General features: G+C 45.5%; 26 protein-coding genes. 10 read left to right on the top strand and 16 right to left on the bottom strand.

Translation table 11 applies throughout. From position 1 onward, the window contains the following. Positions 1-45: 45 nt before the first annotated feature. The 8 genes from BIZ39_RS06055 to BIZ39_RS06020 are packed head-to-tail and all read right to left on the bottom strand — an operon-like array spanning position 46 to position 6371. Complete coding sequence (locus BIZ39_RS06055) at positions 46-786, bottom strand: HAD-IA family hydrolase (protein WP_187446587.1); 741 nt, start codon at positions 784-786, stop codon at positions 46-48. 20 nt (positions 787-806) lie between these two features. Continuing rightward, the gene (gene xerC / locus BIZ39_RS06050) at positions 807-1727 is read right to left on the bottom strand and encodes a tyrosine recombinase XerC (RefSeq protein ID WP_187446586.1); all 921 of its coding nucleotides are present in this window, start codon (positions 1725-1727) and stop codon (positions 807-809) included. Between the two features lie 5 nt (positions 1728-1732). Continuing rightward, positions 1733-2428 (bottom strand): DUF484 family protein, encoded by a 696-nt coding sequence (locus BIZ39_RS06045; RefSeq protein WP_049587092.1) that lies wholly within the window; start codon positions 2426-2428, stop codon positions 1733-1735. Then, positions 2425-3255, bottom strand: coding sequence for a diaminopimelate epimerase (dapF, locus tag BIZ39_RS06040; protein ID WP_014947850.1), 831 nt, complete (start codon positions 3253-3255; stop codon positions 2425-2427). The genes BIZ39_RS06045 and dapF overlap by 4 nt, the downstream gene beginning before the upstream one ends. Positions 3256-3290: 35 nt before the next feature. Then, positions 3291-4541 (bottom strand): diaminopimelate decarboxylase, encoded by a 1251-nt coding sequence (lysA, locus tag BIZ39_RS06035; protein ID WP_187446585.1) that lies wholly within the window; start codon positions 4539-4541, stop codon positions 3291-3293. Then, positions 4541-4777, bottom strand: a complete 237-nt coding sequence (gene lptM, locus BIZ39_RS06030; protein WP_187446584.1) for an LPS translocon maturation chaperone LptM — start codon at positions 4775-4777, stop codon at positions 4541-4543. Before lptM ends, lysA begins: the two co-directional genes overlap by 1 nt. A gap of 12 nt (positions 4778-4789) precedes the next feature. Then, a complete protein-coding gene (locus BIZ39_RS06025; RefSeq protein WP_187446583.1) occupies positions 4790-5857 on the bottom strand; it encodes an MJ1255/VC2487 family glycosyltransferase in 1068 nt (355 codons plus the stop codon). Between the two features lies 1 nt (position 5858). Continuing rightward, entirely contained in the window at positions 5859-6371 is a 513-nt protein-coding gene (locus BIZ39_RS06020; RefSeq protein ID WP_014996910.1) for a phosphatase PAP2 family protein, read from the bottom strand. 351 nt (positions 6372-6722) lie between these two features. Here BIZ39_RS06020 and rraA point away from each other — a divergent pair, with 351 nt between their 5' ends. Continuing rightward, positions 6723-7208 carry a ribonuclease E activity regulator RraA gene (gene rraA, locus BIZ39_RS06015; RefSeq protein WP_039220963.1) on the top strand — a complete coding sequence of 162 codons (486 nt, stop codon included), beginning with the start codon at positions 6723-6725 and terminating at the stop codon, positions 7206-7208. Positions 7209-7341: 133 nt separating this feature from the next. Here rraA and BIZ39_RS06010 read toward each other — a convergent pair whose 3' ends face one another. From BIZ39_RS06010 to mpl, 3 genes are all read right to left on the bottom strand, one after another. After that, a complete protein-coding gene (locus BIZ39_RS06010; RefSeq protein WP_187446582.1) occupies positions 7342-8151 on the bottom strand; it encodes a S1/P1 nuclease in 810 nt (269 codons plus the stop codon). A 2-nt stretch (positions 8152-8153) separates the two neighbouring features. Then, positions 8154-8786, bottom strand: coding sequence for a flavin prenyltransferase UbiX (locus BIZ39_RS06005; protein WP_014975357.1), 633 nt, complete (start codon positions 8784-8786; stop codon positions 8154-8156). Between the two features lie 70 nt (positions 8787-8856). Then, the gene (gene mpl / locus BIZ39_RS06000; protein ID WP_187446581.1) at positions 8857-10215 is read right to left on the bottom strand and encodes a UDP-N-acetylmuramate:L-alanyl-gamma-D-glutamyl-meso-diaminopimelate ligase; all 1359 of its coding nucleotides are present in this window, start codon (positions 10213-10215) and stop codon (positions 8857-8859) included. 311 nt (positions 10216-10526) lie between these two features. Between mpl and BIZ39_RS05995 the strand changes: the two genes are divergently transcribed. The 4 genes from BIZ39_RS05995 to BIZ39_RS05980 all read left to right on the top strand — a co-directional run bounded on the left by BIZ39_RS05995 (position 10527) and on the right by BIZ39_RS05980 (position 13795). Then, positions 10527-11504: a class 1 fructose-bisphosphatase gene (locus BIZ39_RS05995; RefSeq protein ID WP_014996915.1), complete on the top strand. Its 978-nt coding sequence runs from the start codon at positions 10527-10529 to the stop codon at positions 11502-11504. Between the two features lie 162 nt (positions 11505-11666). Next, positions 11667-12197 (top strand): inorganic diphosphatase, encoded by a 531-nt coding sequence (gene ppa / locus BIZ39_RS05990; RefSeq protein WP_187446580.1) that lies wholly within the window; start codon positions 11667-11669, stop codon positions 12195-12197. Between the two features lie 137 nt (positions 12198-12334). Then, the gene (locus BIZ39_RS05985; RefSeq protein WP_187446579.1) at positions 12335-12820 is read left to right on the top strand and encodes a DUF3299 domain-containing protein; all 486 of its coding nucleotides are present in this window, start codon (positions 12335-12337) and stop codon (positions 12818-12820) included. A 27-nt stretch (positions 12821-12847) separates the two neighbouring features. Then, complete coding sequence (locus tag BIZ39_RS05980; RefSeq protein ID WP_187446578.1) at positions 12848-13795, top strand: dihydrodipicolinate synthase family protein; 948 nt, start codon at positions 12848-12850, stop codon at positions 13793-13795. On the opposite strand, the gene BIZ39_RS05975 is transcribed toward BIZ39_RS05980, so the two are convergent. Together BIZ39_RS05975 and BIZ39_RS05970 are read right to left on the bottom strand one after the other, a co-directional pair. Further along, positions 13792-14490, bottom strand: a complete 699-nt coding sequence (locus tag BIZ39_RS05975; RefSeq protein WP_075177623.1) for a 2OG-Fe(II) oxygenase — start codon at positions 14488-14490, stop codon at positions 13792-13794. The two genes, BIZ39_RS05980 and BIZ39_RS05975, sit on opposite strands and share 4 nt — an antisense overlap. Before the next feature lie 22 nt (positions 14491-14512). Then, positions 14513-14932 carry an acyl-CoA thioesterase gene (locus BIZ39_RS05970; protein ID WP_014947865.1) on the bottom strand — a complete coding sequence of 140 codons (420 nt, stop codon included), beginning with the start codon at positions 14930-14932 and terminating at the stop codon, positions 14513-14515. A 212-nt stretch (positions 14933-15144) separates the two neighbouring features. Between BIZ39_RS05970 and BIZ39_RS05965 the strand changes: the two genes are divergently transcribed. The 3 genes from BIZ39_RS05965 to BIZ39_RS05955 all read left to right on the top strand — a co-directional run bounded on the left by BIZ39_RS05965 (position 15145) and on the right by BIZ39_RS05955 (position 18447). Then, positions 15145-15621, top strand: coding sequence for a MarR family winged helix-turn-helix transcriptional regulator (locus BIZ39_RS05965; RefSeq protein ID WP_187446577.1), 477 nt, complete (start codon positions 15145-15147; stop codon positions 15619-15621). Between the two features lie 11 nt (positions 15622-15632). Further along, on the top strand, positions 15633-16868 hold the full coding sequence (locus tag BIZ39_RS05960) for a S41 family peptidase (protein WP_187446576.1): 1236 nt from the start codon (positions 15633-15635) through the stop codon (positions 16866-16868). A 76-nt stretch (positions 16869-16944) separates the two neighbouring features. Then, positions 16945-18447 (top strand): Hsp70 family protein, encoded by a 1503-nt coding sequence (locus tag BIZ39_RS05955; RefSeq protein WP_187446575.1) that lies wholly within the window; start codon positions 16945-16947, stop codon positions 18445-18447. Between the two features lie 77 nt (positions 18448-18524). On the opposite strand, the gene BIZ39_RS05950 is transcribed toward BIZ39_RS05955, so the two are convergent. Both BIZ39_RS05950 and uvrA read right to left on the bottom strand, forming a co-directional pair. Then, the gene (locus BIZ39_RS05950; protein ID WP_012516741.1) at positions 18525-18692 is read right to left on the bottom strand and encodes a hypothetical protein; all 168 of its coding nucleotides are present in this window, start codon (positions 18690-18692) and stop codon (positions 18525-18527) included. Positions 18693-18895: 203 nt separating this feature from the next. Beyond that, positions 18896-21727 (bottom strand): excinuclease ABC subunit UvrA, encoded by a 2832-nt coding sequence (uvrA, locus tag BIZ39_RS05945; protein WP_049587075.1) that lies wholly within the window; start codon positions 21725-21727, stop codon positions 18896-18898. Positions 21728-22095: 368 nt separating this feature from the next. Here uvrA and BIZ39_RS05940 point away from each other — a divergent pair, with 368 nt between their 5' ends. Next, positions 22096-23433, top strand: coding sequence for an MFS transporter (locus tag BIZ39_RS05940; protein WP_014977980.1), 1338 nt, complete (start codon positions 22096-22098; stop codon positions 23431-23433). Positions 23434-23443: 10 nt separating this feature from the next. On the opposite strand, the gene BIZ39_RS05935 is transcribed toward BIZ39_RS05940, so the two are convergent. Further along, a complete protein-coding gene (locus BIZ39_RS05935) occupies positions 23444-24058 on the bottom strand; it encodes a hypothetical protein (protein ID WP_232306440.1) in 615 nt (204 codons plus the stop codon). Between the two features lie 232 nt (positions 24059-24290). On the opposite strand from BIZ39_RS05935, the gene BIZ39_RS05930 reads away from it, so the two are divergent. Beyond that, complete coding sequence (locus tag BIZ39_RS05930; RefSeq protein WP_039226852.1) at positions 24291-25154, top strand: alpha/beta hydrolase; 864 nt, start codon at positions 24291-24293, stop codon at positions 25152-25154. Positions 25155-25503: the final 349 nt, after the last annotated feature.

Below are 25503 nucleotides of genomic sequence, written 5' to 3'. Positions count from 1 at the left end.
AAAAGAATGAGTAGTAAAGGTCTGTATTTTCGAGATAAATAGCGCCTAGACAAATTGAATAAGCTCTTCTAATGAATCAAGCTGAACGTGTGGAAGTACTGAAACGGGTTCTAATTTCAACTGCATTGGACGATTACATGCAAACCATGCCGACTGATAGCCTGCATTAATGGCACCGAACACGTCTTTAATAATATTATCGCCCACATGTAAAATGTGCGACGGCGTTACCTTTACCAGTGAGGCCGCTTCATCAAACATGTTTTGAGCAGGCTTCATGGGCCGTTCCACACTGGCGTGTAAGATCGCCGTGAAATAACGGTCTAACCCTACTTTTTGCGCGTTTACATTGCCGTTAGTAATACCAACGAGCGGTAAATGCTGGCTAAGTTTATCGAGGGTGTGGTGAACATTACTGGCTAATGCAAAATCGCTTCTTGCGTCATAAAAACAATTAAAGCAGCCGTCTACAGCAGCACGTAATGCAGTGTCTTCTGTAGGGACTATTGATAACTGGTTTGCTGGCGTGCCAGATAGTGCAGCGCTTAATACAACGCGACGAAGCTGCCCCATATCAGAAGCCAACCGCGCGTCTTTGGCGATAGCCGCACGTTTAAGCTGTAGCCAATCAAGCGATGTTAGCTTAGCCGCATGTTTGTGATGTTCAGCAATATGCGCTTGAAGGGCTTGCTCTGCGCGTCGAATAATGGGTTCATTATTGTAAAGGGTGTCATCAAGGTCGAAGGTCATAGCCTCGACGTTATTGATAGACCTGAAAAACTGCATTGGGAAACCTTCTAGTAGCGTTATTTCTTATGTGCGCGAGGGTGAGCCGCGTCATAAACATTAGCGAGATGCTGAAAATCCAGATGGATATAAACTTGTGTCGTTGACAAGTTAGCATGACCTAATAGCTCTTGCACCGCACGCAAATCTCCGCTGGATTCTAATACGTGGGTAGCAAAGGAATGGCGCAGTTTGTGAGGGCTTACTTTTTGTGACAGAGACTGTTCGCTTGCCATTTTATCGAGGCGATTAGCGACTTGTCGATTGGATATGCGGGTTTTGCGCTTACTCACAAAGACCGCACTTTCGTAAGGTGATGCGTAGGCAGGGCGTACCTTTAACCACGCGTTAAGCGCTTTTTGTGCGTGTCGGCCTAACGGAAGTATTCGCTGTTTACTTCCTTTACCCATGACCTTCACCGTACCGTCCTTTAGACAGTCGGCCAAATTGAGCCCAGTCAGTTCGCTCAAGCGCAGTCCACAGCCATAGAGTAGCTCAAACATAGCCACATCACGTAACTGCATACCCTCATCGTCGTCACTGCTTCGGGGGGAGGCATTAAGAAGCTGCTGCATTTCATCTACGCTTAGTTGCTTAGGCAATGGCTTCCCTTGTTTCGGAGCTTGAATACCTTCTACAGGGTTGCTGAATAGTTGCTGATGATCGATAAGATATTGGCAGAAGGTTCTAAGTGCCGATAGGCGCAATGCTATACTGCGTGGGCTGTGCCCTGACATCTTTGCATCAGCCATTACCCGCTTTATGTCGCTTGGCGTTAGTCCCGACCACTCGTAAAGCCCAAGTAGCTTTGCAACTTCTGTGAGTTGGCGCTGATAATTTTTGATAGTGTGAAGAGATAACCCGCGTTCTACCTGTAGATGTAGCAGAAACTTATCTAGCCATTGCTGGCAAGGCTCGCTTATCAACGCGTCCGTAGACACTACACCTAATATCCCATCATTTCAGGCAAGATGATATTAAGCACTTGCTGAAGCTGTTGAAGTAACAAGGTGTCCATATCTGGAGTGAAGTGGCTGGCGTCACTGCTGCTAATACCTAAAATACCGAGTTCACGGTTGTCACCAAGCAGCATTAGCGCTACAGACTCCGCAGGGCTTTCTCCGAAAAGAAGCTGGCGTTCGTGCTGAGATAATCGACCAAAGAAAAAGTTGGTACTTTTAAAGCGTTTTTCAGTAAATAAACGTTGCTGTAGTTCGGGGATCGCGTGCGGACCTTTAAAGCTTTTAATGACCGCCGCCGACAATTGTAAACGCTCTTGAAGCACATCTTCCAAAGTAAACTGAACTTCGGCAACACTTTCACAGCGCAGAAGCTGCACGTTTAAATCGGTGTAAACGCGATATATTTTTTCGTTTTGTTTAGCGATGCTCACCAGCTGATTGAGTTTAAAATTAAGCTGCCTAACTTTCTTTCGAAGCTGATCGCTTTGAATTTCTACCAGTGAAACACTGCCTTTCTGCTCGTGGGGAAGCTTAATTTTTTCAAGAAGGTCGGAGTGCTCGGCAAAGAACTCAGGGTTTTGTAACAAGAACGCGCGCACATCGGCACTCGACAATTCCGTTGTGTCGTTAAATGGCTCAATCAATTGCGTAGCGTTAGACTGCCCTGATAATTCGCTCATAGATTTATATGTCCGTCGTACACGTGCTCAGCAGGCCCTGTCATTTTTAACACGTTATCTGGGCCAGGCCAGCGTATACGTAAACTGCCTCCGGGTAAGTCTACCCGCACATCTTTTCCTAATTTACCCTGAATCTGGCCAATTGCAACCGCCGCACAAGCGCCGCTACCACAGGCCAAGGTTTCACCTGAACCTCGTTCAAATACGCGAAGTTTAATATGTGACTCATTGATTATTTGCATAAAGCCAACGTTTACGCCTTCAGGGAAGCGTTCGTGCTTTTCAACAAGCGGACCAATCTCGGCCACATTAGCAGTATCAACGTCGTCGACTTCCATCACGCAATGTGGGTTACCCATCGATGCCGAACCAATGAATAGCGTGCTCTCGCCGACTCGCAATATGTAGGTGTTTTCTTGCTTATTGGCTTTAAGTGGAATATTCGCAGGTTCGAATTCAGGTTTACCCATGTTCACAGTAACCTGACCGTCTTTCTCAAGATACAGCACCATTTTTCCAGCCTTGGTGCTTACAACAATTTTGTTGCGGTTAATGAGGCCTTTCTGCTTAACAAAACGTGCAAAGCAGCGCGCGCCATTGCCACACTGTTCCACTTCCGAACCATCAGCATTGAAGATACGGTAGTGAAAATCTTGCTCGGGATCGTAAGGCGGTTCCACCATCAACAGCTGGTCGAAGCCAATGCCGAAGTTTCGGTTAGCCAGTTGCTGAATTTTTTCTTTAGAGAAAAAGACGTTTTGAGTAACGTTATCAATAACCATGAAGTCGTTACCCAAACCATGCATTTTAGAAAATTGAACCTGCATTAAACGCGCATCTATCTTGTTAGTTTGTCTCTAGTTTACGGAAGTTTATACTCACCTTGCCAGAGATCTTTTTGTTTTTCTCGCTCGCGAACAACAATTGCTTTGTCGCCGTCTACCATAATTTCAGCAGGACGACAGCGGCTATTGTAATTCGACGCCATAACGAAACCATAGGCACCAGCGCTGCGAACCGCAAGTAAGTCAGTGGGTTCAATAGCTAATTCGCGATCTTTACCTATAAAATCGCCAGTCTCGCAAACCGGCCCTACAACATCATAAATACGTGGGGTTGCTGTAGCTTCCTCTTTTACAGGAATTATTTTTTGCCAGGCTGAGTAAAGCGCTGGGCGCAACAAATCGTTCATGGCAGCGTCGACAATCGCGAAGCTCTTTTCTTCACCTTCTTTGATGAATTCAACTTCGGTCACCAAAATACCTGCGTTGGCTGCAATGGCGCGACCTGGCTCAAGAATTAGCTTCAGGTTTTCACGACCTACCATCTTTTCAGCCATAGCTTGTGCATAGGCTTTAGGGTGAGGTGGCTGCTCGTTATTATAAGTAACGCCAAGACCACCGCCCACATCTAAATGCTCAATGATAATGTTGCGCTGGGCTAATTCATCGATAAGCAGAAGCAGGCGCTCAAGCGCGTCTACAAATGGGCCAATTTCAGTGAGCTGTGAGCCGATATGGCAGTCCATACCAACTACATTTAAATGAGGTAGCGATGCGGCTAATTCATAGGTGGCCAGTGCACGTTCACGGGCAATACCGAATTTGTTCGCCTTCAAACCCGTAGAAATATAAGGGTGAGTTTTGGCATCCACATCCGGGTTTATGCGCAGTGAAATAGGGGCTTTTACGCCCATTTCGCCCGCAACCTGATTAATGCGGTGAAGTTCAGGCTCCGATTCTACATTGAAACACATAATGCCTTGTTCTAAGGCGAAACGGATTTCGTCGTGCTTTTTACCTACGCCTGAAAATACAACCTTACTTGTATCGCCACCGGCTTCGATTACGCGAGCTAATTCGCCTGCTGAAACAATGTCAAAGCCTGAGCCAAGTTTAGCAAGAACGCTTAATACACCAATGTTTGAATTCGCTTTTACCGCATAACAAACAAGATGAGGATGCTCACCAATAGCATCATTAAACGCGTGCCAGTGACGCTCTAATGTAGCGCGTGAATAAATATAAACCGGCGTGCCATGCTGGGCTGCAATATCAGAAACAGCCACTTGTTCAGCATGCAGCTGACCTTGGCTGTAGGCGAAATAATCCACTAGTTCAGCTCTCCAGAAGTAGTTGCGGGTGAAGTGTTATTGGTGGCAGAGTCAGCGCCGGTTACTGCATTTTCAGAAGACGCTGGTTCAGCAGACGTGTTTTGTGCAGGCGCCTCAGGAATGTAGAGCGCCCCTTTGTAACCACAGCCACATAATGCTGTGAGTGTTAGCAAGAAAACAACTGACTTTTTAAGCACGAAAAATCCCGCGAAGAATACGACAAATGCCGCTATCATCGCATTGCGGTGTTAAATTGCAAGAGCCAATAATCGTTCTTGTGTTTTATCGCCGTATCGAACGTTTTTCCACAGGGCATCACATAGGGTTTGGGTGTCGGAAAAGTCTTTATTTTTAAGCCAATCTATAAGGATATTTGGATTGTCTGGAAAGGAAATAGCTTCGTTATCAGGGGCTTCAAGCCACTCCTCAACTATGTCAGTGTCGAGTTGAAACAGGGTTTGACACAAATCGAGTTGGTTTAGCGTGAGCGCATTCGATAACTGCTCAAATTGGCCATGCAGAGGCTTAATCAGTAGCTTCTTACCTAACTGTAGCGCTTCACTTGAAAGTTCAAACCCGCCGTTTGCTATTACGCCGCTGGCATGCTGCAACGCTTTTTGAAAGTGCTTTTTAGAGGTTGGGTACCATTGAATATGTCCAGCTTCTGTGGCTTCAACAATGTTGGGATGAAAACACTTAAATACCTGGTCGCTGAGCGGCTCGAGCATTTGTTGAATGTCTTCGATATCTTCAAAAGGCAAATAAACCAAAACATGGCTGTTGCTTGAAGACAATTCCGGTTTTTCTGCAACAAATGGCGGAATGATAGGTTGATTGAAGTGATACCAATGCACACCTAATTTAAGCTCGGTAGGTGCGAAAATTTTCATTAGTAGGGTATCGAAAATAGTAGCGCCACTTTTAGGTACATCGTAGGCAAACGCGGCTTGGTGACTAATAGATATAGAGGGCAGGCCTTGTTGTTTGGCAGCCCATGCAGTAATAGGCTCAAAGTCATTAACAAGCAAATCGTAATTGCGGGTATCAAACGCTTTCACGTCTTTTATAAACTGGCTCACGTTTGCGTTTTTAACAGTTTCCCATTTATCAATTCGTCCCCCTTTTGTCATAAAACTCAGGCCGGTAAAGGTTCGGTAATCTCCGAATATTTCCATGTCGAAATACTTTTCAGGCGGGCGACCTGTAAATACGAAGTCAACGCTGACGTCGTCACGCTCAGCAAGCGCTGCCGCCATTATTCTAGCTCGGGCGATATGGCCGTTGCCGGTGCCTTGCACACCATACAATAATCTCATGCTACCCCAGAATAGAAATACTCAATGTTGCTATAGTAACGCCTAGAAGCGTGCCAGCGATCACGTCTGATGGATAATGTACGCCCAACAGCACACGTGAAAGACCAATTAAAGCGGCCCAACTATAAGCTAATACCGCGAAAGAAGGATAATAATGGGCCACGATGCTCGCCATTAATGTAGCTGCCGCAGTGTGACCAGAAGGAAGTGAAAATTTATCTGAAGGTGTGACATGTGCTGTTAAATTCATTAGAAAATCGCAAGGGCGAGGGCGCTTGAACATTTTCTTAAGCAGCACATATATGGGTAATTCCAACGCATAAGCCATCAGCGCTGTGTAGAGGAAAAGCTCGCCGTGTTCGGGTTCAAATGCCCAAAGCAGTGCACCGATAACCAGGTATAAGTATCCGTCGCCAGTTTTCGATAGCCAAATAATGCTACGGCAGTCTCTTTTTTGCGTCAGTTTGTACAGGCGATAAAACAAGTCAGTATCGTATTTGGTCAAGGATTTCATCAACATCGCCTTGTCCCCTATCGGTTAATTACTGCACAGGCTAAAGTTCATCTGTGACCAGTGGGTGACGAAAAAAAGAAACTTTTTTGACAGCGTGTGTCGTTTTTTCGTTTGCCTTGGCAGACAGATATTGGGAATGGCTGTAAAAGATAAAAACTAAGCAAAATATGTGCTCATGTGAGATAGATTAGGGCAAAGTCTGTTGGGTCTAAAAAAAGTAAAAAATTCGACGAAAGGCGTGAAATCAAACGTTTGCATTACCACATTTAATGCTATGCTAGATTTAGAAGCGTAAACAGCGCTTTATTTTTCACTTAATTTTAGTCTTCTCAATTTTAGTAAGGCAGAACGATGGAATACAACACATCTGAATTATGCGATTTATTTGCTGATAGCGTAGACGTGGTAGATCCAATTTTCGCGAGCTTTGGTGGCCGGTATTCTTTCGGTGGTGAAATAACCACGATTAAATGCTTTGAAGACAGAGGTCTAGTAGACCGCGTACTTGCGCAACCTGGCGCAGGGAAAGTTCTGCTTATTGATGGCGGTGGCTCTAGCCGTCGTGCACTGTTTGATGCATCCTCTGCTCAAATTGCAATCGATAACGATTGGGAAGGGGTTGTGATTTACGGCAGCGTGCGAGAGGTAGATAGTCTTGCCGAATTAGATATCGGTGTATTGGCGGTGGCCGCCATTCCAGTAAATGCTGAGTGTGAAAGTATTGGTGAGGTAGACGTGCCGGTTAATTTTGGTGGCGTTACGTTTTTACCAGAAGATCATCTATACGCCGATAGCACAGGCGTTATTCTTTCACCTGAGCCGTTAGATTTAGACTAAATCATCGGCAAGCAGACGCTAACTGCTTTGAAAACAAAGAAATAAAAAACGGAGGCTTTGTGCCTCCGTTTGTATTTCTATTTGCGTGTAAAACGATTCAAGTGCGCTCAGCGTTGACACACCGGGTGTGAAGCTACTTGTTTGCTTCATCAAACACTTGGTTTAGATACAAGGCAATGCGAATTCCCGCCATCTGCAAACGCTTTTTAGCAGTAGGCAGGTGGTTGTATAAGTAGTCATAGCTCATGTTGTTTGCGTCATCAGGATAAATGGTATCGCGAATAGCGGTGCTTTCTTCAATCCACACCATAGGGTCAGTGGTTGCCCAACTGCGAATATCTTTAGCAGTAATGGCTTGCGTTAACCAAGACGTCCACTCTGAATAAGACAGATCGCGCTGATCTAGCATTTGCGAGTCCCACACGCGGTGTAGGTTAGAGTCTTGCCAGAAGAAGCGCACCTTTACATCATTACCGCCACGATCAGTACCATTTCCGGCATGAAGTGGTTGATGGAGATCGCCAATAATATGCACAATAAACTGAAGTGCCAGGCGCTTTTCATCAATGGTGGCCGTGTCGCTTTTCAAGGTTTCAGTAAACTGCTTTAACGCGGTAACCGCATCACCTTGTTTGGGGGCACCCACTTCTTCATAGGTTTTACCCGCAGGCACAGACACATAGTGCCAAGGACTAGCGGTTTTCTGCCAAAATTCGCTGGGGTCAGAACGCATTTCGTCAGCATGGGTCGAGGCTTCAGCTAATGAACCATGAGGTAGTAATTCCATAAGCGCCGCCTGAGAAAGTGGGCTTAGATACTGCTCGGCAATAGCGCCAGTCACTCGGTGGCCGGTTTGTCCCCAGCCGAAAGCGGGTGATGAAATGCACAATGTAAATAGCGTGCTCAGCGCAACTGCGCAAATCCTGTTTGCAAACGCGAACATGGTTAATCCTCAGAATGTTTGGAAGACTGGTAGCCCCATCTTGCGACAAGAGACTGCTCAATACCTAGGTGATCTAGTATGCGCGCCACCACAAAATCTACCAGGTCATCGATAGTTTTTGGGTTGTGATAAAAGCCTGGCGCTGCGGGCATAATGGTAGCACCCATTTGCGAAAGCTTGAGCATATTTTCTAAATGAATAGAAGAAAGTGGCATTTCACGAGGCACCAAAATAAGTTGTCCACGCTCTTTTAGAACAACATCAGCTGCACGCTCAATAAGGTTGTCGCTAGCGCCAATACTTATAGCCGATAGGGTGCCTGTTGAACACGGGCAAACCACCATTTTCGCAGGGGCTGCTGAGCCAGATGCTACCGGTGAAAACCATTCTTCTTTACCAAATACTTTGATTTGGTCAGGCTTTGCATTGCAATGCTCGGTAAAAAACGCGGCTGCGTCTTCGGGGCGCCCGGGTATCTTCACATTCTCTTCGGTGGCAAACACCACTTTGGCAGCGGAAGAGATTAAGACATACACCTGGTAATCGGCGTTAACTAGCGATTTCAATAGTGTAAGTGCATAAGGCGCGCCAGATGCGCCTGTGATAGCAAGTGTGACTTGCTTGTCATGTTTCATTGTATAGCCTCTGTAGATGACAAGCATCGCGCTTGTCTATCGGATAACACTTCATATTATTCTGTCTTTTTTACAGTTTGGACTTCATTTTCAGAGCGTCGAGTATTCGGCCATGAATGCCTTCGAAACCGCCGTTACTCATTACAAGAATATGATCGCCCGGTTGTGCTACGTTGCAAATGCCTTGAACGATCTTCTCTACATCTCTGAAGCAGTGCGTAGGCGCATTGCTGTGCGCTACCGAATCGACTAACGACCAGTCCATGCCTTCAGGTTCATAAAGGTAAACCTCATCGGCTTTCTGCCACGAATTTGCCAGCGTATCTTTGTGCACGCCCATTTTCATCGTGTTAGAGCGCGGCTCTAGCACAGCCAGAATACGGGCATTACCCACTTTCTTGCGCAGTCCATCAAGTGTAGTCGCAATTGCAGTAGGGTGGTGTGCAAAGTCGTCGTAAAGGGTGATGTTGTTTACTTCACCCTTTACTTCCATGCGACGCTTAACATTCTTAAAAAATGATAAGGCGTCTATGGCATCAGGTAAGGTAACACCTGCATGGTGGGCGGCAGCTATGGCCATTAAAGCATTGTCCACATTGTGTTGACCAACCAGAGCCCAGGTTACCGTTCCAGCTATAACGCCGTTATGTAATACATTGAATTCACTGCCGTCTTTCTTTAATAGTTCGGCGTGCCACTCCTTACCTAGCGACTGGCGAGAAGACCAGCAACCTTTCTTGAGCATATCCTCAATGGCTGGTGTACCGTTTGGTGTAAGAATAAGCCCGTTTTCTGGCACCATGCGAACCAAATGGTGAAATTGGGTTTGAATAGCCCCAAGGTCAGCAAAAATATCCGCATGGTCAAACTCAAGGTTGTTAATAACCAAAGTTTTTGGGCGATAGTGTACGAACTTAGAACGTTTATCGAAAAATGCGCTGTCGTATTCGTCAGCTTCAATGACGAAAAAGGGGCTTTCACCCACGCGAGCCGATACGCCAAAGTTCTCCGGAACGCCGCCAATCAAATAACCAGGGTTAAGACCAGCGTGTTCTAAAATCCACGCAACCATACTGCTGGTGGTTGTTTTACCGTGGGTACCTGATAACCCAATTACCCAACGATCTTTTAGTAAGTTATCAAGCAACCATTGTGGGCCACTGGTATAAGGAAGATTTCTATTTAACACGTATTCGACGGCGGGGTTACCGCGCGACATAGCGTTACCAATCACCACCATGTCTGGTACTGGGTCAAACTGACTTTCGCAATAACCTTCGGTCAACTCAATGCCTAATGCTTCAAGCTGGGTGCTCATAGGGGGATAAACGTTTTTATCAGACCCTGTTACTTTGTGGCCAAGTGATTTGGCAATGGCAGCTATGCCACCCATAAAACTTCCACAAATGCCTAAAATATGTACATGCATAGCGCATTCTCAATGAATTATCATGTTATTGGGGTACTGTATCAGAACCCTGTGGCCTATAGATAATTCAATTTTAACCATTCAATAAATGCGCTAAGCCGTTGTAATACGCGAAACCCCGAAGAATCCAGTATGAGCAAACTGGTATGGTGTGTGTATGACATTTTACGGGCGTGTTCCACTTACCCAAGAACACGGTTACAATCTAACCACAGGTTTAAAACCTGTGTGTGCTTCAGACAAACGCCGGTAAGGAAAGCTGAGCGACTGCAAGCGCAACACCCTACACACGAAAAAAAGGCTTACATTCAATGAAACGTTTAAATTCCCAATTGCAACAAGACGGTGCACCGCTTGAGTTAATCTTACTCATTCGTACACTGCTAGCGGGCTGTAAAGAAATTTCTTTCCGCGTGAGTCAAGGCGCACTTGCTGGCGTGCTCGGTTCAACCCTTTCAGAAAACGTACAGGGCGAAACACAGAAAAAGCTCGACGTTATCTCTAACCACATTTTAAAAGACACGCTAAGGGAATCTGGCTACGTTAAAGCCATTTCGTCTGAAGAAGAAGACGACGTAGTTCCATGCAATCCAGAAGGTAAGTACTTAGTGAGCTTCGACCCACTTGATGGCTCGTCAAACACTGAAATTAACAGTTTAATCGGTACTATATTCTCAATTGCTCATGCGCCTCAGTGGATGGAGCCAGACGATCCGTCAGCTTTCTTGCAACCTGGTACACAGATGGTTGCAGCGGGATATGTACTATATGGCCCGTCTACAATGCTAGCGTTGACCACAGGTCGCGGCACGCATATTTATACTCTTGATAAAACCCACGGTGGTTTCCTGCTTACCCACCCGAATATTCAAGTGCCAGAGCAAACGTCAGAGTTCTCGATTAACGCGTCGAATCAACGTCACTGGGAACCGGCAATGCAGGCATACATTGCCGATCTTCTTGCAGGTAAAGATGGCCCTAGAGGCAAAAACTTTAACATGCGCTGGGTAGCGGCAATGGTGGGTGATATTCATCGTTTGCTTTGTCGTGGTGGTATCTTCATGTACCCATTCGACAACAGAGACCCGTCAAAGCCAGGTAAATTGCGTTTGCTTTACGAAGCCAACCCGATGGCATTCTTAATGGAGCAAGCAGGTGGAAAAGCGGAAACGGGCACGGGCCGAATTCTAGAGGTGATGCCTGAAGAAATTCACCAACGTGTACCGTGCATTATCGGCTCTAAAGACGAAGTTGATATGTGCTTAAGCTACAACGACAACGCGAAATAGCAAAAAAATGGCCCTGATGGGCCATTTGGTTTTTAAAAAGCAGCAAAATTTAACGAAAAATAAAGAGATTAGTACGACATGGGTCGTAAAGCGTTTTTATTTTGCTGCTGTCACCGTATACTTAACCCAAAATTTCTTATACATCATTGAAAGGACCAAAGAATGAGCTTGAGTGCTATTTCTGCTGGTAAAAATGTACCAGACGAAGTGAATGTGATCATCGAAATTCCAGCACACGCTGACCCGGTGAAGTACGAAGTAGACAAAGACACAGGTGCACTATTTGTTGACCGTTTCATGGCAACTTGCATGCACTACCCAACTAACTACGGTTACGTTAACAACACATTGTCAGAAGACGGTGACCCAGTTGACGTTCTAGTAATGACACCGTTCCCACTACTTGCGGGTTCTGTCATTAAGTGTCGTCCAGTTGGCGTACTAAACATGACTGACGAGTCTGGTAAAGATGCAAAAGTACTAGCGGTACCTGTAGACAAGCTTTCTACTATTTACCGTGACGTTAAAGAAATTGCAGACGTACCTCCGCTTCTTCTTAAGCAAATTGAGCATTTCTTCGAGCACTATAAAGATCTTGAAGAAGGCAAATGGGTGAAGATTGACGGTTGGGCAAACGCTGCCGCTGCAAAAGAAGAAATTACCGCAAGCATCGCGCGTTTCGAAGCAGAATAATTCACGCTGCTTAAAATTGATGATACAAAGGGCTGGTGTAATACCAGCCCTTTTTGTATGTGGTCTAAAAGTGAAGATGGATAACTAAAACTAGGCACCACAACAGAAAGCTTAACAGATACCTGAAAGAGACCAGTATGTACAACCTGAAACAAACCGTAACCTCATTATTTGCTGTATTAATGATGGTTGTGTCCTTCAACTCTTTGGCAGATGAGACTCCCATTGAAGTATACTGGGAAGACCTAGTGCCTGAAGGCTTTAACGAACTCGCGCCGCCTGCTGTTCAGCACAATGGTGAGATGAGTCAGCTTCAGCCTGACGCGCCGACTGTCGATACCTTTGATGGTAAACGGGTGAAAATCCCGGGTTTTGTTGTGCCGCTAGAAGGTACGGCAGAGCTAACCACCGAGTTTTTACTTGTTCCATATTTCGGAGCCTGTATTCACGTACCACCGCCGCCGTCTAATCAAATAGTGTACGTAAAATTTGAAGAAGGTGTGCGCATAGATAATATTTACGACGCGATCTGGGTAACCGGCGAATTATCGACTGACGGTTGGAAAGGCGATATCGCGTCTGTTGGTTACCGATTAAAAGGCGAAGCCGTAGAAGGGTTTTAAGCATAAAACGTTTAAAAAGGATATCAGGTGTTTACAGGTTTATCAGCGTTTCCCATTACCCCCTTTAAACAAGAAGCTATTGATTACAAAGCGTTTAAAGGGCTTGTTGATAATTTGGCTTCGGCGAATGTAGATTCAATTTGCGCGATAGGTTCAACTGGGCTGTATCCTTATCTAACGCGAGAGGAAAAGTACGACGTAGCAAAGCTCGCCGTTGACCACGCAAATGGCATTCCTGTTATGGCAGGCGTTGGGGCGCTTCGTACCTATGACGTGCTAAAAAACGTTGAAGCTGTGCAGCAAGCAGGTGTTAATGCTGTGCTGTTAGCACCCGTTTCCTATCAAGTGCTTAACGAAGAAGAAGTGTTTGGCCTATATGAGGCCGTGAGTCACGAGGTATCTGTGCCTATCTGCGTTTACGAAAATCCTCGTGTGACTAATTTTACCTTCAGCGATGATTTATACCGCCGTATTGGAAAATTACCGAATATCGGAGCGATTAAAATACCCGGAACTCCATTTGCCAAAAGCGCAATGGATAATAGTTCGAGCAAGGATATCTCCCCCTCTGGAGCAAGCAATAGCGAAGGCGCTCGCCGATTAGCATCATTACGAGAGATAATGCCTGCACACATTGCTATAGGCGTGAGTGGTGATAGTTTTGGCGCAGCAGGAATGAGTGAAGGTTGTGACCTTTGGCTTTCCGTTATAGGGGGAATATTCCCGCGAACCGTAATGCGTATTATCGACGCCGCTCAGTCTGGTAATGCTGTTGATGCACAGGCTCAGTCACAAGCGTTAAGCGGAATATGGAGCATGTTTGCGCGCAATGGCGGCGGCTTGCGTGTGGTTGCAGCCGCGGCAGAAATTTTGGGCTATTGTGAAACGCCTAGCTTACCTGCACCCTTCTTACCTATCGACAAAAATGAGTACAGCGAGCTAGAGCACATCATCACGAAGTTATCGTTAAGCTAGCCCTGCGTATAAATCTGTTCAGCGCGGTTAAACAGAAGCCAAGACGTTAAAATGTACTTGTCGTTACTTTTTGGAATTTGGCCGCGATGCGTGTGAGTAAAATAGGCTGGCGCAATCACCATTCTGCCTGCTTTAGGCTTAACCGCACGGTTTTGATAATAAAATTCCGTCTCGCCGCCTTCTTCCACATCGTTTAAGTAGTACATAAACAGCAACACGCGGTGCAGTGCATCGTTATGTTGAAGCTGTGGATAGACTTCTGAATGCCAGTACGGGTAGCCACCATTGCCCGCGGTGTAGCGCTGTGCATTTACATCGCCGACCCGAAACAGGTAATTCACCAAATTCGCCAAATTGGGTTTGCCCACTTCATCAAAATTTTCACCTGTTACTTTTACCGGTTCACCAGTTTTGGGATGGCGTACGGTCAAGCCAATAGGCCCAACAAGCGCAAAATAGTATTTTTCAATATAGGCAACCAGCTGCTGCCCGGTGTGCTGCATCACTTGCTGAAATAAGTCTTTAAATTCCGGGTTGCGGCTTATCGATACATCCATGCTGCGCTTTTTATCTAAGTCGACGCCACCACCGGTGCGGCCTTGAGACAAATTAGGGCTGCTTTCAAAGCGTTCCATGAGTTGTTTGCACAGCTCTGGTGGTAACACATCATCAATAACTTCAATTAAATCGCTCATGGATACCTCGTACTGCGCTTTATTACTGAGTTGGTACTTCTTTAAAGTGAGACTGTAGTTCTGATTTCACTTTATCTGGGATAGGCGCAGAGCGCTGTGTTTTATAGTCAAAATGTACCATGGTGGTGATGCCTGTTGAGCACAGCTTATCGTCTTGCCATAACTCTTGAAACACGTCGAATGCACTGTTGCCTAGCCGGCTAACGTAAGTTTTAACCGTCACAGGTTTGCCATAAAAAATTTGAGCTAAAAAATCGACTTTGTAGCTGGCTAAAATTAGCGGCCAATTTTGTAAGTCTAGTTCAGGGGTAAACATTCTGAAAATAGGCTCTCTGGCTGCTTCAAACCAAGCGACTAATGCTGTGTTACTTACATGCTGTAAGGCATCTGTTTCACAAAAACGTACGTCGAATGACGTAACTAATGGTACTGAATGGCTCATATTTTTTTAGTAGGGTTCGTTGTTTATTTAACTTTCACTCTAGCATTATGCCGCAGCTATTTCAGTCATTTATCAAACAGTAATTGATCCGGTTGGAAAACATTTTTAACACCTAACCAAAACATACACATTCAAAAATAAGTTGATTTATGCAAATTTTTGCGCAAATATTTGCATAAATGAGTTTGAGAAAAATCACAAGGTGCCTATTTATGATTAGAAGCCCTCAGTTTGGCGCAATACTTTTGCGTGCTAGCGAGCTTATTGCAACTCAAGGCCAAGAGGTATTTGAAGCGCTTAATATTAGTCTGCCTGCAAATCGTATTTCTCTGGTACTGGCGATTCATACTCAAGGGCCTCTTTCGTCAACTGAGCTAGCAAGTCACATTGGTCTTTCACGTCAACTTATTGAAAGTCGGTTGAAGCAAAGTGTTGCAGACGGCTTTTTTGTTTCTGTGCCCGATGAACGAGACTCGCGAAAGCGCGTGTACGATATTGCGCCTAAAGCAAAGGCCGAGGCGGCGCAGATAGTGACGATAATGCAAGAATTTGAAGACGTATATGATGCCCTTTGGGAAGAGATAGAGGTCAATCTTGAAGCCTCTCTCAAAAGCATGGAGCAGGCGCTAAAAAAACAATCGCTTCTTACGCGCTTAAATGAACAATTTCCTCATCATTCCAATTCATAATAGGGAGCATTATGATTTATCGAATTATTTTATTGTTGTCACTACTTCTTCCGCTAAGCAGCTGCGCACAAAGCCAGGGTTTCAATACGAAAGAAAGCTGGCAAGCCTTTGTTCAAACTGTTGAAGATAACTATGCATACTTAGATACGGCACCTACCGACTGGGAAGCTTTAAAAGCGTATTACCAACCCCTTGCAATAAACGCGACAACGCAAGAGGAGTTTGTCGACGTATTGCAGGTGGTGAAGCAGTTTTTTATCGACCCGCATTTTAACGTATCACCGCTCAACGAAGAGGACTACAGCGTCACGCCAACGGGGTCTGATATTTGGGTGGAAAAGCAAGGCGATGATTTTGTTATAACACGTATTAAAGCGGGCAGTGCTGCTGCCAAAAGCCAGTTAGCCTTAGGTGACATGATTGTAGGTATTGACGGCGAGTCTACAGAAGCCGCAATACAACGCGTTTTTGGAAACACATCGCTACCGCTTACTGACGCACATAAAACGTGGGCGGTTAATGTGGCTTTAGGTGGGCGTCGCAATCAAGAAAGATACATTGAAGTGGCGTCTGATTTTGATGATGCCAAACGCGTGCAATTAGCAGCTAGTTACGAAGCTATTAATCTACTTCGAACAAAAGCTCCTCTGGTAGTTAAGCAGAAAGAGGGAATCGGGTACATCCGCTTTAATAATAATCTAGGTAATTCTGAAACCGTTCGTGCGTTCAAAGAAGCTCTTGAGTCACTTGAATCAACACAGGGGTTAGTGATTGACCTGCGTAATACGCCGAGCGGGGGAAACACTGGTGTAGCTGAGCCTATCTTGGGGCACTTTGTAAATGCCAAAACCGCATATCAAGGTTACAAAATTCAAAATGCGGGAAAACCCTACCAAGAAGCAGAGCTACACTTGGCCTATGTTACCCCTTCATTACCTTATTACAGTAAGCCAGTAGTGGTACTCGTTGGTCATTGGACCGGCAGTATGGGAGAAGGTATGGCTATTGGCTTTGATGCCATTGGTGCAAAGGCGGTAATCGGCACACCCATGGCTGATTTGCTTGGCGGAATAAATCAATTTCAACTACCTGATTCGACCATAACTTTAGAGCTGGGTTTTGAACGTCTTTACCATGTGAACGGCTCATATCGAGAGGACTTTGTGCCCCAGGCGGTATCTTGGGACGGGCATACAGCCAGTGACTCAGAATTAAATGCTGCAATAGCTCTGTTAAAAGCAATATAGCTCAATTACATACAAAGCTAGAAAGCACTTTCGTATTTACTTACAATCCGCTTCTAACTTTTTGAGCGAACATACTATGACTGCGATTGGGATTGACTACGGTACATCAAATTCTGAGGTTGTGTATTTTGATGGAACGGCCCATCAGCACATCAAACTCGACCCGTTAGATAAGAAGGGCAATAAAATCCGTTCTTCGGTGTTCATCTATTTTGAAGATGAACTGCCGCCGCCTCCTGATGCCATGGTCGAAGCGAAAGTGGCGCAGTTACAGCGCGTTATCAGTGAGCAAATAGATAAGGCGAAGGACGGCTATTATTCGGCAAAAGATCCAAAAGAACAGGCGATGTATAGCGACCGTATCGACTCGCTGCGCGGTGATTTGCACAACAAGCCTGCATTACAGCGTAAAGCTATTGCACAATTGATGCATGCCATGTCGCTAGACGAAATCCCTTTGCTGCGCTTAGTAGAGCACGGCAAGTTTGCGTTTGGTGAAGAAGGGTTTAGGCGCTTTCTTAAAATGCCTGATAAAGGCCGTCTAATTTATTCACCTAAGAACTTTCTAGGCGCCTCGCTAGACGGTGACCAAAAACAAGCATTCATCGGTATTATTGCTAAGCAGCTGGCGTACTTTAAACAGTGTGTAGAGCAACAGCTAGGCAAGGCTGTTAATAATGCAGTCATTGGCCGTCCTGTTAAGTTTCACGGCACCCGCGGTGAAGAGGGGAACGCGCAAGCCATTCAAATAATGACTGAAGCGGCGACGAAAGCTGGGTTCTTAGGGGTTAATTTCCTAGATGAACCTATCGCAGCGGCGTACAAAATTGAGCAAACCCTACCAAGGGATACCACTACGTTGATTGTCGATATTGGTGGGGGGACCACGGATATTTGCTGTATTAAGCTTTCCCCAGAGCGTTCAAATCAGCTTGATCGCAAAGAGGATGTTCTGTCGGTAACAGGCAGGCGTTTAGGCGGCATGGATTGCGACAAAAGCTTGGTGCTAAAGGCTATTGCCCCAGAAATGGGAATGGGCCTTAAGATGATTAACGGGCTTCCTGTTCCTCCTACGTACTTCTCTGATATGTGCGCGGTTGATAACATTCCTGCACTCACCCGCTTTTTCTCTGACGATTACGGGTTAGATATTTCTCAAACCATGTCTGTGATTAAAGAGCCAGCCCAATTAGAACGCTTGCTTATTGTTCAGGAGAAAAAGTTGTCTGCCCGCGTGGTGAACTCGGCTCGATTAGCCAAGGAACTACTGTCGAGTAAGCAGAACATTACCTTGCCGCTGCACTATATCGAAGATGATTTTGACGTGGAGATTTCGCAAGACTCGCTCAAAAAGGCGTTAAAACCTTGGCTTGATAAAGTGAAAGCGCTAGTGGTGGAATGCTTGGAAAATAGCAGTGAAAAGCCAGAAGTGGTGATGATCACAGGTGGTATGAGTTTATCGCCAATCGTCGTGGATGCGCTGTATGAAAACCTGCTTACTGGGCTACCACGCTTAGAAAATGATGCGTTCAACTCGGTGTGCGAAGGATTAGCTATTCAAGCGGCGAAACACGCTTAACCTTTTCTATTCTTTTTCCGGTATGAAAAACACTAAGCCTTAGCGTAGTAGCCTTTACTACGCTAAGGCTTTTTTGATCAGTGCTTAAGGATATTGTGTTCTTTTAGATAAATCGCGATGGCCTCAGGCGACTCGAAGGCTTTTAACAGCATTTCTTGTGCGCGTGCTTTCACATCATTGTCTTCTGATGATGACAGTAGGTGATACCATGTTTTCACTAAGGCTAATGGCGGCGTTTGGTTCATTAGTTGTCGCTCCAGCAATTCTTACTGCAAAAATACACAAAAATCATCGTAACGTATGATTTGCCAATACAAGCTCTGACCAGCATGGATAAACGTGTAAATAAACGTCAACGCGCACTTCTTACAAGCTGCTGTGTAAATTACACAGCAGCAAAATAAAAAACGGGTGCGCTTTACGCTAACGGATTTACTTCGTTACCGGCTCAAGCTTGTGTGAGCATGGGTTTCAGGAATCGACCTGTATGTGAAACTTCTTGTTGTGCCACATGCTCAGGTGTTCCCTCTGCAATAATCTGGCCACCTCCGGATCCACCTTCGGGTCCAAGGTCAACAATCCAGTCTGCGGTTTTAATCACATCTAGGTTATGCTCAATAACCACAACGGTATTACCGTGATCGCGTAGTCTGTGAAGAACGGCTAATAACTGTTTAATATCGTGGAAATGCAACCCGGTGGTTGGCTCATCCAAGATATAGAGTGTTTGCCCAGTGTCTCTTTTTGACAACTCTTTCGCCAATTTCACGCGCTGTGCTTCACCACCCGATAACGTAGTGGCTGCTTGACCTAGTCGAATATAAGACAAGCCCACGTCCATAAGGGTCTGCAATTTACGTGAAATAGCCGGAATAGCATCGAAGAACTGACGGGCATCCTCCACCGTCATTTCTAATACTTCGTGAATGTTCTTATCTTTGTACTTTATCTCTAGGGTTTCACGGTTATAGCGTTTGCCCTGACACACGTCACAAGGCACATATACGTCTGGCAAAAAGTGCATTTCCACTTTAATTACGCCGTCACCCTGACACGCCTCACAGCGACCGCCTTTCACGTTAAAGCTAAAGCGGCCAGGCTTGTAACCCCGTGAACGCGACTCTTGAGTGCCGGCGAACATTTCACGAATAGGTGTGAAAATGCCAGCGTAAGTCGCTGGGTTAGAGCGCGGGGTTCTGCCGATAGGGCTTTGGTCAATATCGACCACTTTATCTAGCTGGTCTAATCCTGTCATCGACTTATGCGGCGCTGGTTCAGAAGTAGTCGCCTTGTTCAGCTCGCGCTGCGCTATTTTGTAGAAAGTGTCATTAATCAGCGTTGATTTACCCGAGCCCGATACACCGGTTACACAGGTCATTACACCGGTAGGTATACGTAAATCAACAGACTTCAAGTTGTTACCGGTTGCGCCTAAAAGCTCTAGCCACTTGTCGTCTTTCACCGGTGTACGTGTTGCAGGGATATCTATTTTCTCTCTGCCAGATAAGTACTTTCCAGTAAGTGAGTGTTCACTGTTTTTAATGTCTTCCAGTGAGCCTTCGGCAATAATCTCACCGCCATGCACACCTGCACCTGGGCCAATATCTACAATGTAATCGGCTTCGCGAATGGCATCTTCGTCGTGCTCTACAACTAGTACGGTGTTACCCAGGTCGCGCAAGTGCGTAAGCGTGCCAAGTAAGCGTTCGTTATCCCGTTGATGAAGACCGATAGAGGGTTCATCCAGCACGTACATAACGCCCACTAAGCCTGCGCCAATTTGACTTGCCAGTCGAATACGCTGAGCTTCACCCCCTGACAGGGTATCGGCGCTGCGCGACATAGAAAGATAGTTAAGACCTACGTTTACCAAGAAGCGCAAGCGGTCCATGATTTCTTTCAAAATCTTTTCAGCTATCTGAGCGCGTTGGCCTTCAAGGTTGAGTGTCTCGAAAAAGCCATACGCGTCGGCAATTGACATGTCAGCAATGGCAGGCAGGTTGGTGTCTTGTATAAATACATTACGTGCTTCAACGCGCAGACGGGTGCCGTTACAGCTACTGCAGTGCTGCTGGCTTAAATATTTTGCTAACTCTTCACGCACCGAGTTCGACTCGGTCTCGCGATAGCGGCGCTCCATATTAGGGATAATGCCTTCAAATGGATGCTTGCGCTCCATCACGTCGCCACGCTCGTTTATGTACTTAAACGACAACGACTTGCCCTTAGACCCATAAAGCACAATGTCCTGGTGCTTTTTATCGAGCTCTTCAAATGGTGCGGTAAGGCTAAATTTATAATGGTCTGCTACTGCCTGTAGCATTTGGAAGTAGTAATAGCTGCGCTTGTCCCATCCGCGAATAGCGCCGCCAGACAAACTTAATTCGGTATTGCCGACTACGCGTGCTGGGTCAAAAAACTGTCTTGTACCTAGCCCGTCACAAGTTGGGCATGCACCCGCTGGGTTATTAAATGAAAACAGACGAGGTTCAAGTTCACTAATGCTGTAACCGCAGTGTGGACAGGCGAAGTTGGCAGAAAATACAATTTCTTCTGCGTCTTTATCGTCCATATCAGCCACAACCGCGTTACCGCCAGCAAGGCTCAGCGCCGTCTCGAACGATTCAGCTAAACGCAGCGCCATGTCATCGCGCACTTTAAAGCGGTCAACCACAACTTCAATGGTGTGCTTCTTGTGCAAATCGAGAGGCGGCGGATCAGACAGGTCACACACTTCACCGTCGATACGCGCGCGAATAAAGCCTTGAGCAGACAGGTTTTGCAGCGTCTTAACGTGCTCGCCTTTACGCTCTTTAACAATAGGCGCTAGCAGCATTAACTTACTGCCCTCGGGCATCGCTAACACTTTATCGACCATTTGGCTGACCGTTTGTGCATCTAGCGGCACATCGTGGTCTGGACAGCGTGGCGTGCCCACTCGCGCGAACATCAAACGCAGATAGTCGTATATTTCAGTGATGGTACCCACCGTTGAACGAGGGTTATGCGATGTTGATTTCTGCTCAATGGATATTGCTGGTGATAAACCCTCAATATGATCAACATCTGGTTTTTCCATCATAGATAGAAACTGACGAGCATAGGCAGACAAAGACTCAACGTAACGACGCTGGCCTTCTGCATAAAGCGTGTCGAATGCAAGAGACGATTTACCCGAGCCAGAAAGGCCGGTTATCACCACCAGTTTGTCTCGTGGCAGTGTTAAATCGATGTTTTTCAAGTTGTGGGTGCGAGCACCGCGAATTTCGATTTTATCCATTGAAGCCTAAATGAGAGAAAAAGAATCAGTATGCCATAGGTGTCAAGTAAAGTGATATGACATTCAAGTTATACTGTAAGCGGAGTAAGCAGATCACCTCACGGACATAAGCTTACGATTAGATCTCGCTTATCGACATTGCAAAGTGGTGATTTTATCCCCACTTTTAAACCCCTATTAAGGCAAAAAGGCTAAATCGACCCATTGAGCGGGAGAAAACGCCAATTGTATTAATCGAATTTAAGGTAAGTGGGCGCAAGAGCAATTTATGCTACACTTCGCGACCTTATTCTTGATGCTGCAGAAACAAGTGTTCTCTGCGCGCTTTTACGTTTTTTTGATTTTATTTATTGAGGGAAAAAGACGCTTTGAACGCTTTGGAATTACGCGCCGCGCTTGCACTCGCCTCCGTTTACGTATTACGCATGATGGGGCTGTTCATGGTTATGCCCGTGTTGGCTGTAGCCGCAATGGACTACCCAGATTACTCGCCGCTGTTGGTAGGGCTTGCCGTGGGTGGATATGGCCTAACCCAAGCTGCGCTGCAAATTCCTATGGGTATGATGTCTGACAAATGGGGGCGTAAACCCGTTATTTTGCTAGGGCTTGCTGTATTTGCATTAGGAAGCTTTGTCGCAGCAAACGCCGACAGTATGGCCATGATGATTGTTGGGCGTATTCTTCAAGGCGCTGGGGCAATTGCAGGAGCGATAATGGCGCTGGCTACGGATGTAAGCCGGGAAAGTCAGCGAGCCAAAGTGTTAGCTATCATAGGCATAGCCATTGGCTTTTCATTCTATTTAGCCGTTATTTTAGGACCTCTTATTGCGAACAGCTACGGGCTTGCTGGTGTGTTTGGTATTACTGGTATTCTGGCGATTCTTTGCATGCCGCTGGTTAAATGGGTAGTGCCAAACGGTGTGCAGCTGAGCAGTGGCGATACACTGCCACAAAAAGACCAGCTAAAGCGCTTAGTCTTCTCTTCTCAGTTATGGCGTTTAAATATCAGCGTGATGATTCTACATATGATGATAACGCTGTTGTTTGTTCAACTGCCCGTAACGCTACTGAATTTTGATATGACGCTAGATAGTCACTGGACGGTTTACTTACCCGTTTTAGGCGCGTCAATTGTAGGTCTAATTATCATGATGGGGGCAGCAAGAGGCCGTACGCCTAAATCGCTCCTTGTAACCGGCGTTGTATTAATGGGCGGCGCGTTTTTGGCGCTGAGTTTAGAGGACCATAGCTGGTGGTGGGTTACCGCTGCCGTGGTGCTTTTCTTTACTGGCTTTAATTATTTGGAAGCGAATTTCCCTGCATTGGTGTCGAGCATTGCGCCTGCGGGACAAAAAGGAACGGCCATGGGCCTCTACGCCAGTTTTCAATTTTTTGGTGCATTTTTGGGCGGTGTAATTTCAGGTTTCGTCACCGATATTTGGTCGCAAGAGTTAGCTTATGGCATTGGTGCTGCTAGCACTCTGCTTTGGCTTTTTATTATTCTTGGTGTTAAAGAAGTGAGCCGGGTTAAGCGTGTGATGATGAATGGAGATTTTGATAGTTCAAATGTTTCCAGTATTGAAGCCGAGCTGCTGTTAGTGCCTGGTGTATTGGAAGTGACATTAAACAGTCAAAATAACGCGGTATACCTGAAAGTTGATCGTGATTTTGATGCGGTAAAAGCGCGAGACGTGTTGTCTGCATAGTTTCTTAGGCTTATACCGCCTCTAGTTCGCTTAGCGCATTTCCGCAGTTGTGTAACAGTGAAGACTTTATACGTTTGGTGGCATCATCAATGGCGGTTTTCATTGCATCGATAGCAATCTGATTGCTCTCTTTTTCACTGACACTGGCGTTCACATTCATGCTTTGCCCTCTGAAGGTGGTGGCGGGTGAATACTCATCGGCATAGTCAGGTTTGTACTTAACATTAAGCACCACGGTGGCAACCATATTACTTCCTAAGCTTTTTATAAACGCGCGGTTTAGTACTACTTTAACGCTGTTGGCTGCTTCAATATCTGGGCTGACATTCATCGCTTCTAAGCTTTGCTGTAACAGTGAATAGAGCGTGTCTTCTGTTACATTACTGCTTCCAACGAGCAAGTCTTTACTCGACCGTATGTCGATTAGTTCTGCCAAGTTAATTGGACAAGCTTTCGCTTTAGACATGGTTAGCTGATAGTCTTTTCTCTGCGACGCAGGAATTAATGATGAGTCAAGCTCGGGTGGCGTAGACTCGCAGGCAATAAGTAAGGGTAGGGCACAGCAGGCAACAATAAGTCGAGCTGGTGATGTAGCGTAAGACATGGAAAATGTTCTACTTTTCATTAAATTATTTTTGTTTTATGCAGATAAATTATGCAAGTAATATTGTCTTTAGTATAAGAAAGTTTGTATCGCTAAGAAACAGAACAACTGTTGCAAACTGTTACAGCTTGTTTAGCATAGGTGTGGGACTGTTGATTTTGCTGAGCGAGTTTTTAATCAGCGACACAACCATTACACCTATGTAACCTGAATAAAAATTTCGCCATAACCATTCAACACGGACAGTTCTTTAATGATGAGCTTAAAAAACGCGGTAATTAGTGTAGTTGCAAGTGTGTCACTTATTGGGTGCGCAATTAACGTGTCCCCTTCGGCCTTCTTTTATCAAGACACTCAGCAAAAGCCCCTTGATACTACGAAGCTACACGCGGCAATTCAAAAAGACAAAACCTCAGCGGGCATAACCCGTGTTGAAGTTAAAAATGAAGCTGGGTTAACTTTGAGAGGCGTTGCTGTTTCTTACCCTGACCCTATTGTTAACATTGTTTTCTTTGCAGACAATCGTATGCCTGTAAGCGAAAACAACAGCGTTATTCATAGACTGGGTAAGTTGCCCGCTAATATATTGTGGCTCGATTATCAGGGAGTAGGAGCCAGTGATAAAGCGAAGGACTTAAGTATTAACGCTATTAAACAAGATGCGTTAACCCAGTTTGACTATGTAGCAAGTGCGTTTGACGCCTCAATTCCCACCATCGTTCACGGCCGAGGTATAGGCAGCTATTTCGCAAGCTATGTTGCTGCAAATAGAAAGATAGACGCTTTAGTATTAGACGGCGCTTTCAATAATATCTCTGATTTAATTGCCAACATGGTGCCAGGCTTCTCTAATTCATTCACAAACATGAAGCTTCACGATGAAGTTCATAGTATGCAAATAGCCCCAATCTTGCGTCACTATGAGGGACCGCTATGGCTGGTGGTGGGTGAGGAAGACAAAATAACGCCTTACCCGATTAGTCAGCAGCTATTAGAAGATGCATCAAGTAGCGAAAAGTATATTTCGGTCATTCCTGGTGCGACGCACAACGCAACGCTAAAAAGTGACTATGCCATACAAGAGTACAAGCAGTTTTTAGCAAGATTCACTCAGTAATAGAAACCTTACTCGTTGTGGATAAGTAGTGGAAAACCTTGTTGGTAAGTCTGTTAATAGCCATATAGAACAACAGATCACGATCTTTTCATTACTTTCTGGTCGGATCACGAAATGTCAGTTAAATCAAGCGCTGTAGAGCAACTGTGCTCGATCTTAATCTTTTTTGATCGTAAAGCTGTGCAGGATCAGGCAATTTTGCTCTTTGGGGATAAAAGTTCGAGGCAAAACGATCAAGCGGGTATTTTTGTCAATAGTTTCGTGTCATGAAATTTTTAGAACACAGTTGCTCAACTATACATCGAATTACGATTAATCATCCATCAAACTGGCTTGTATGTGATTAAAT

This window comes from Alteromonas sp. BZK5 (assembly GCF_014349115.1).
In the GTDB taxonomy this organism is placed as follows: domain Bacteria; phylum Pseudomonadota; class Gammaproteobacteria; order Enterobacterales; family Alteromonadaceae; genus Alteromonas; species Alteromonas macleodii.
Note: the sequence above shows the minus strand (reverse complement) of the source record. Positions and strands in the feature narration are given on the sequence as shown.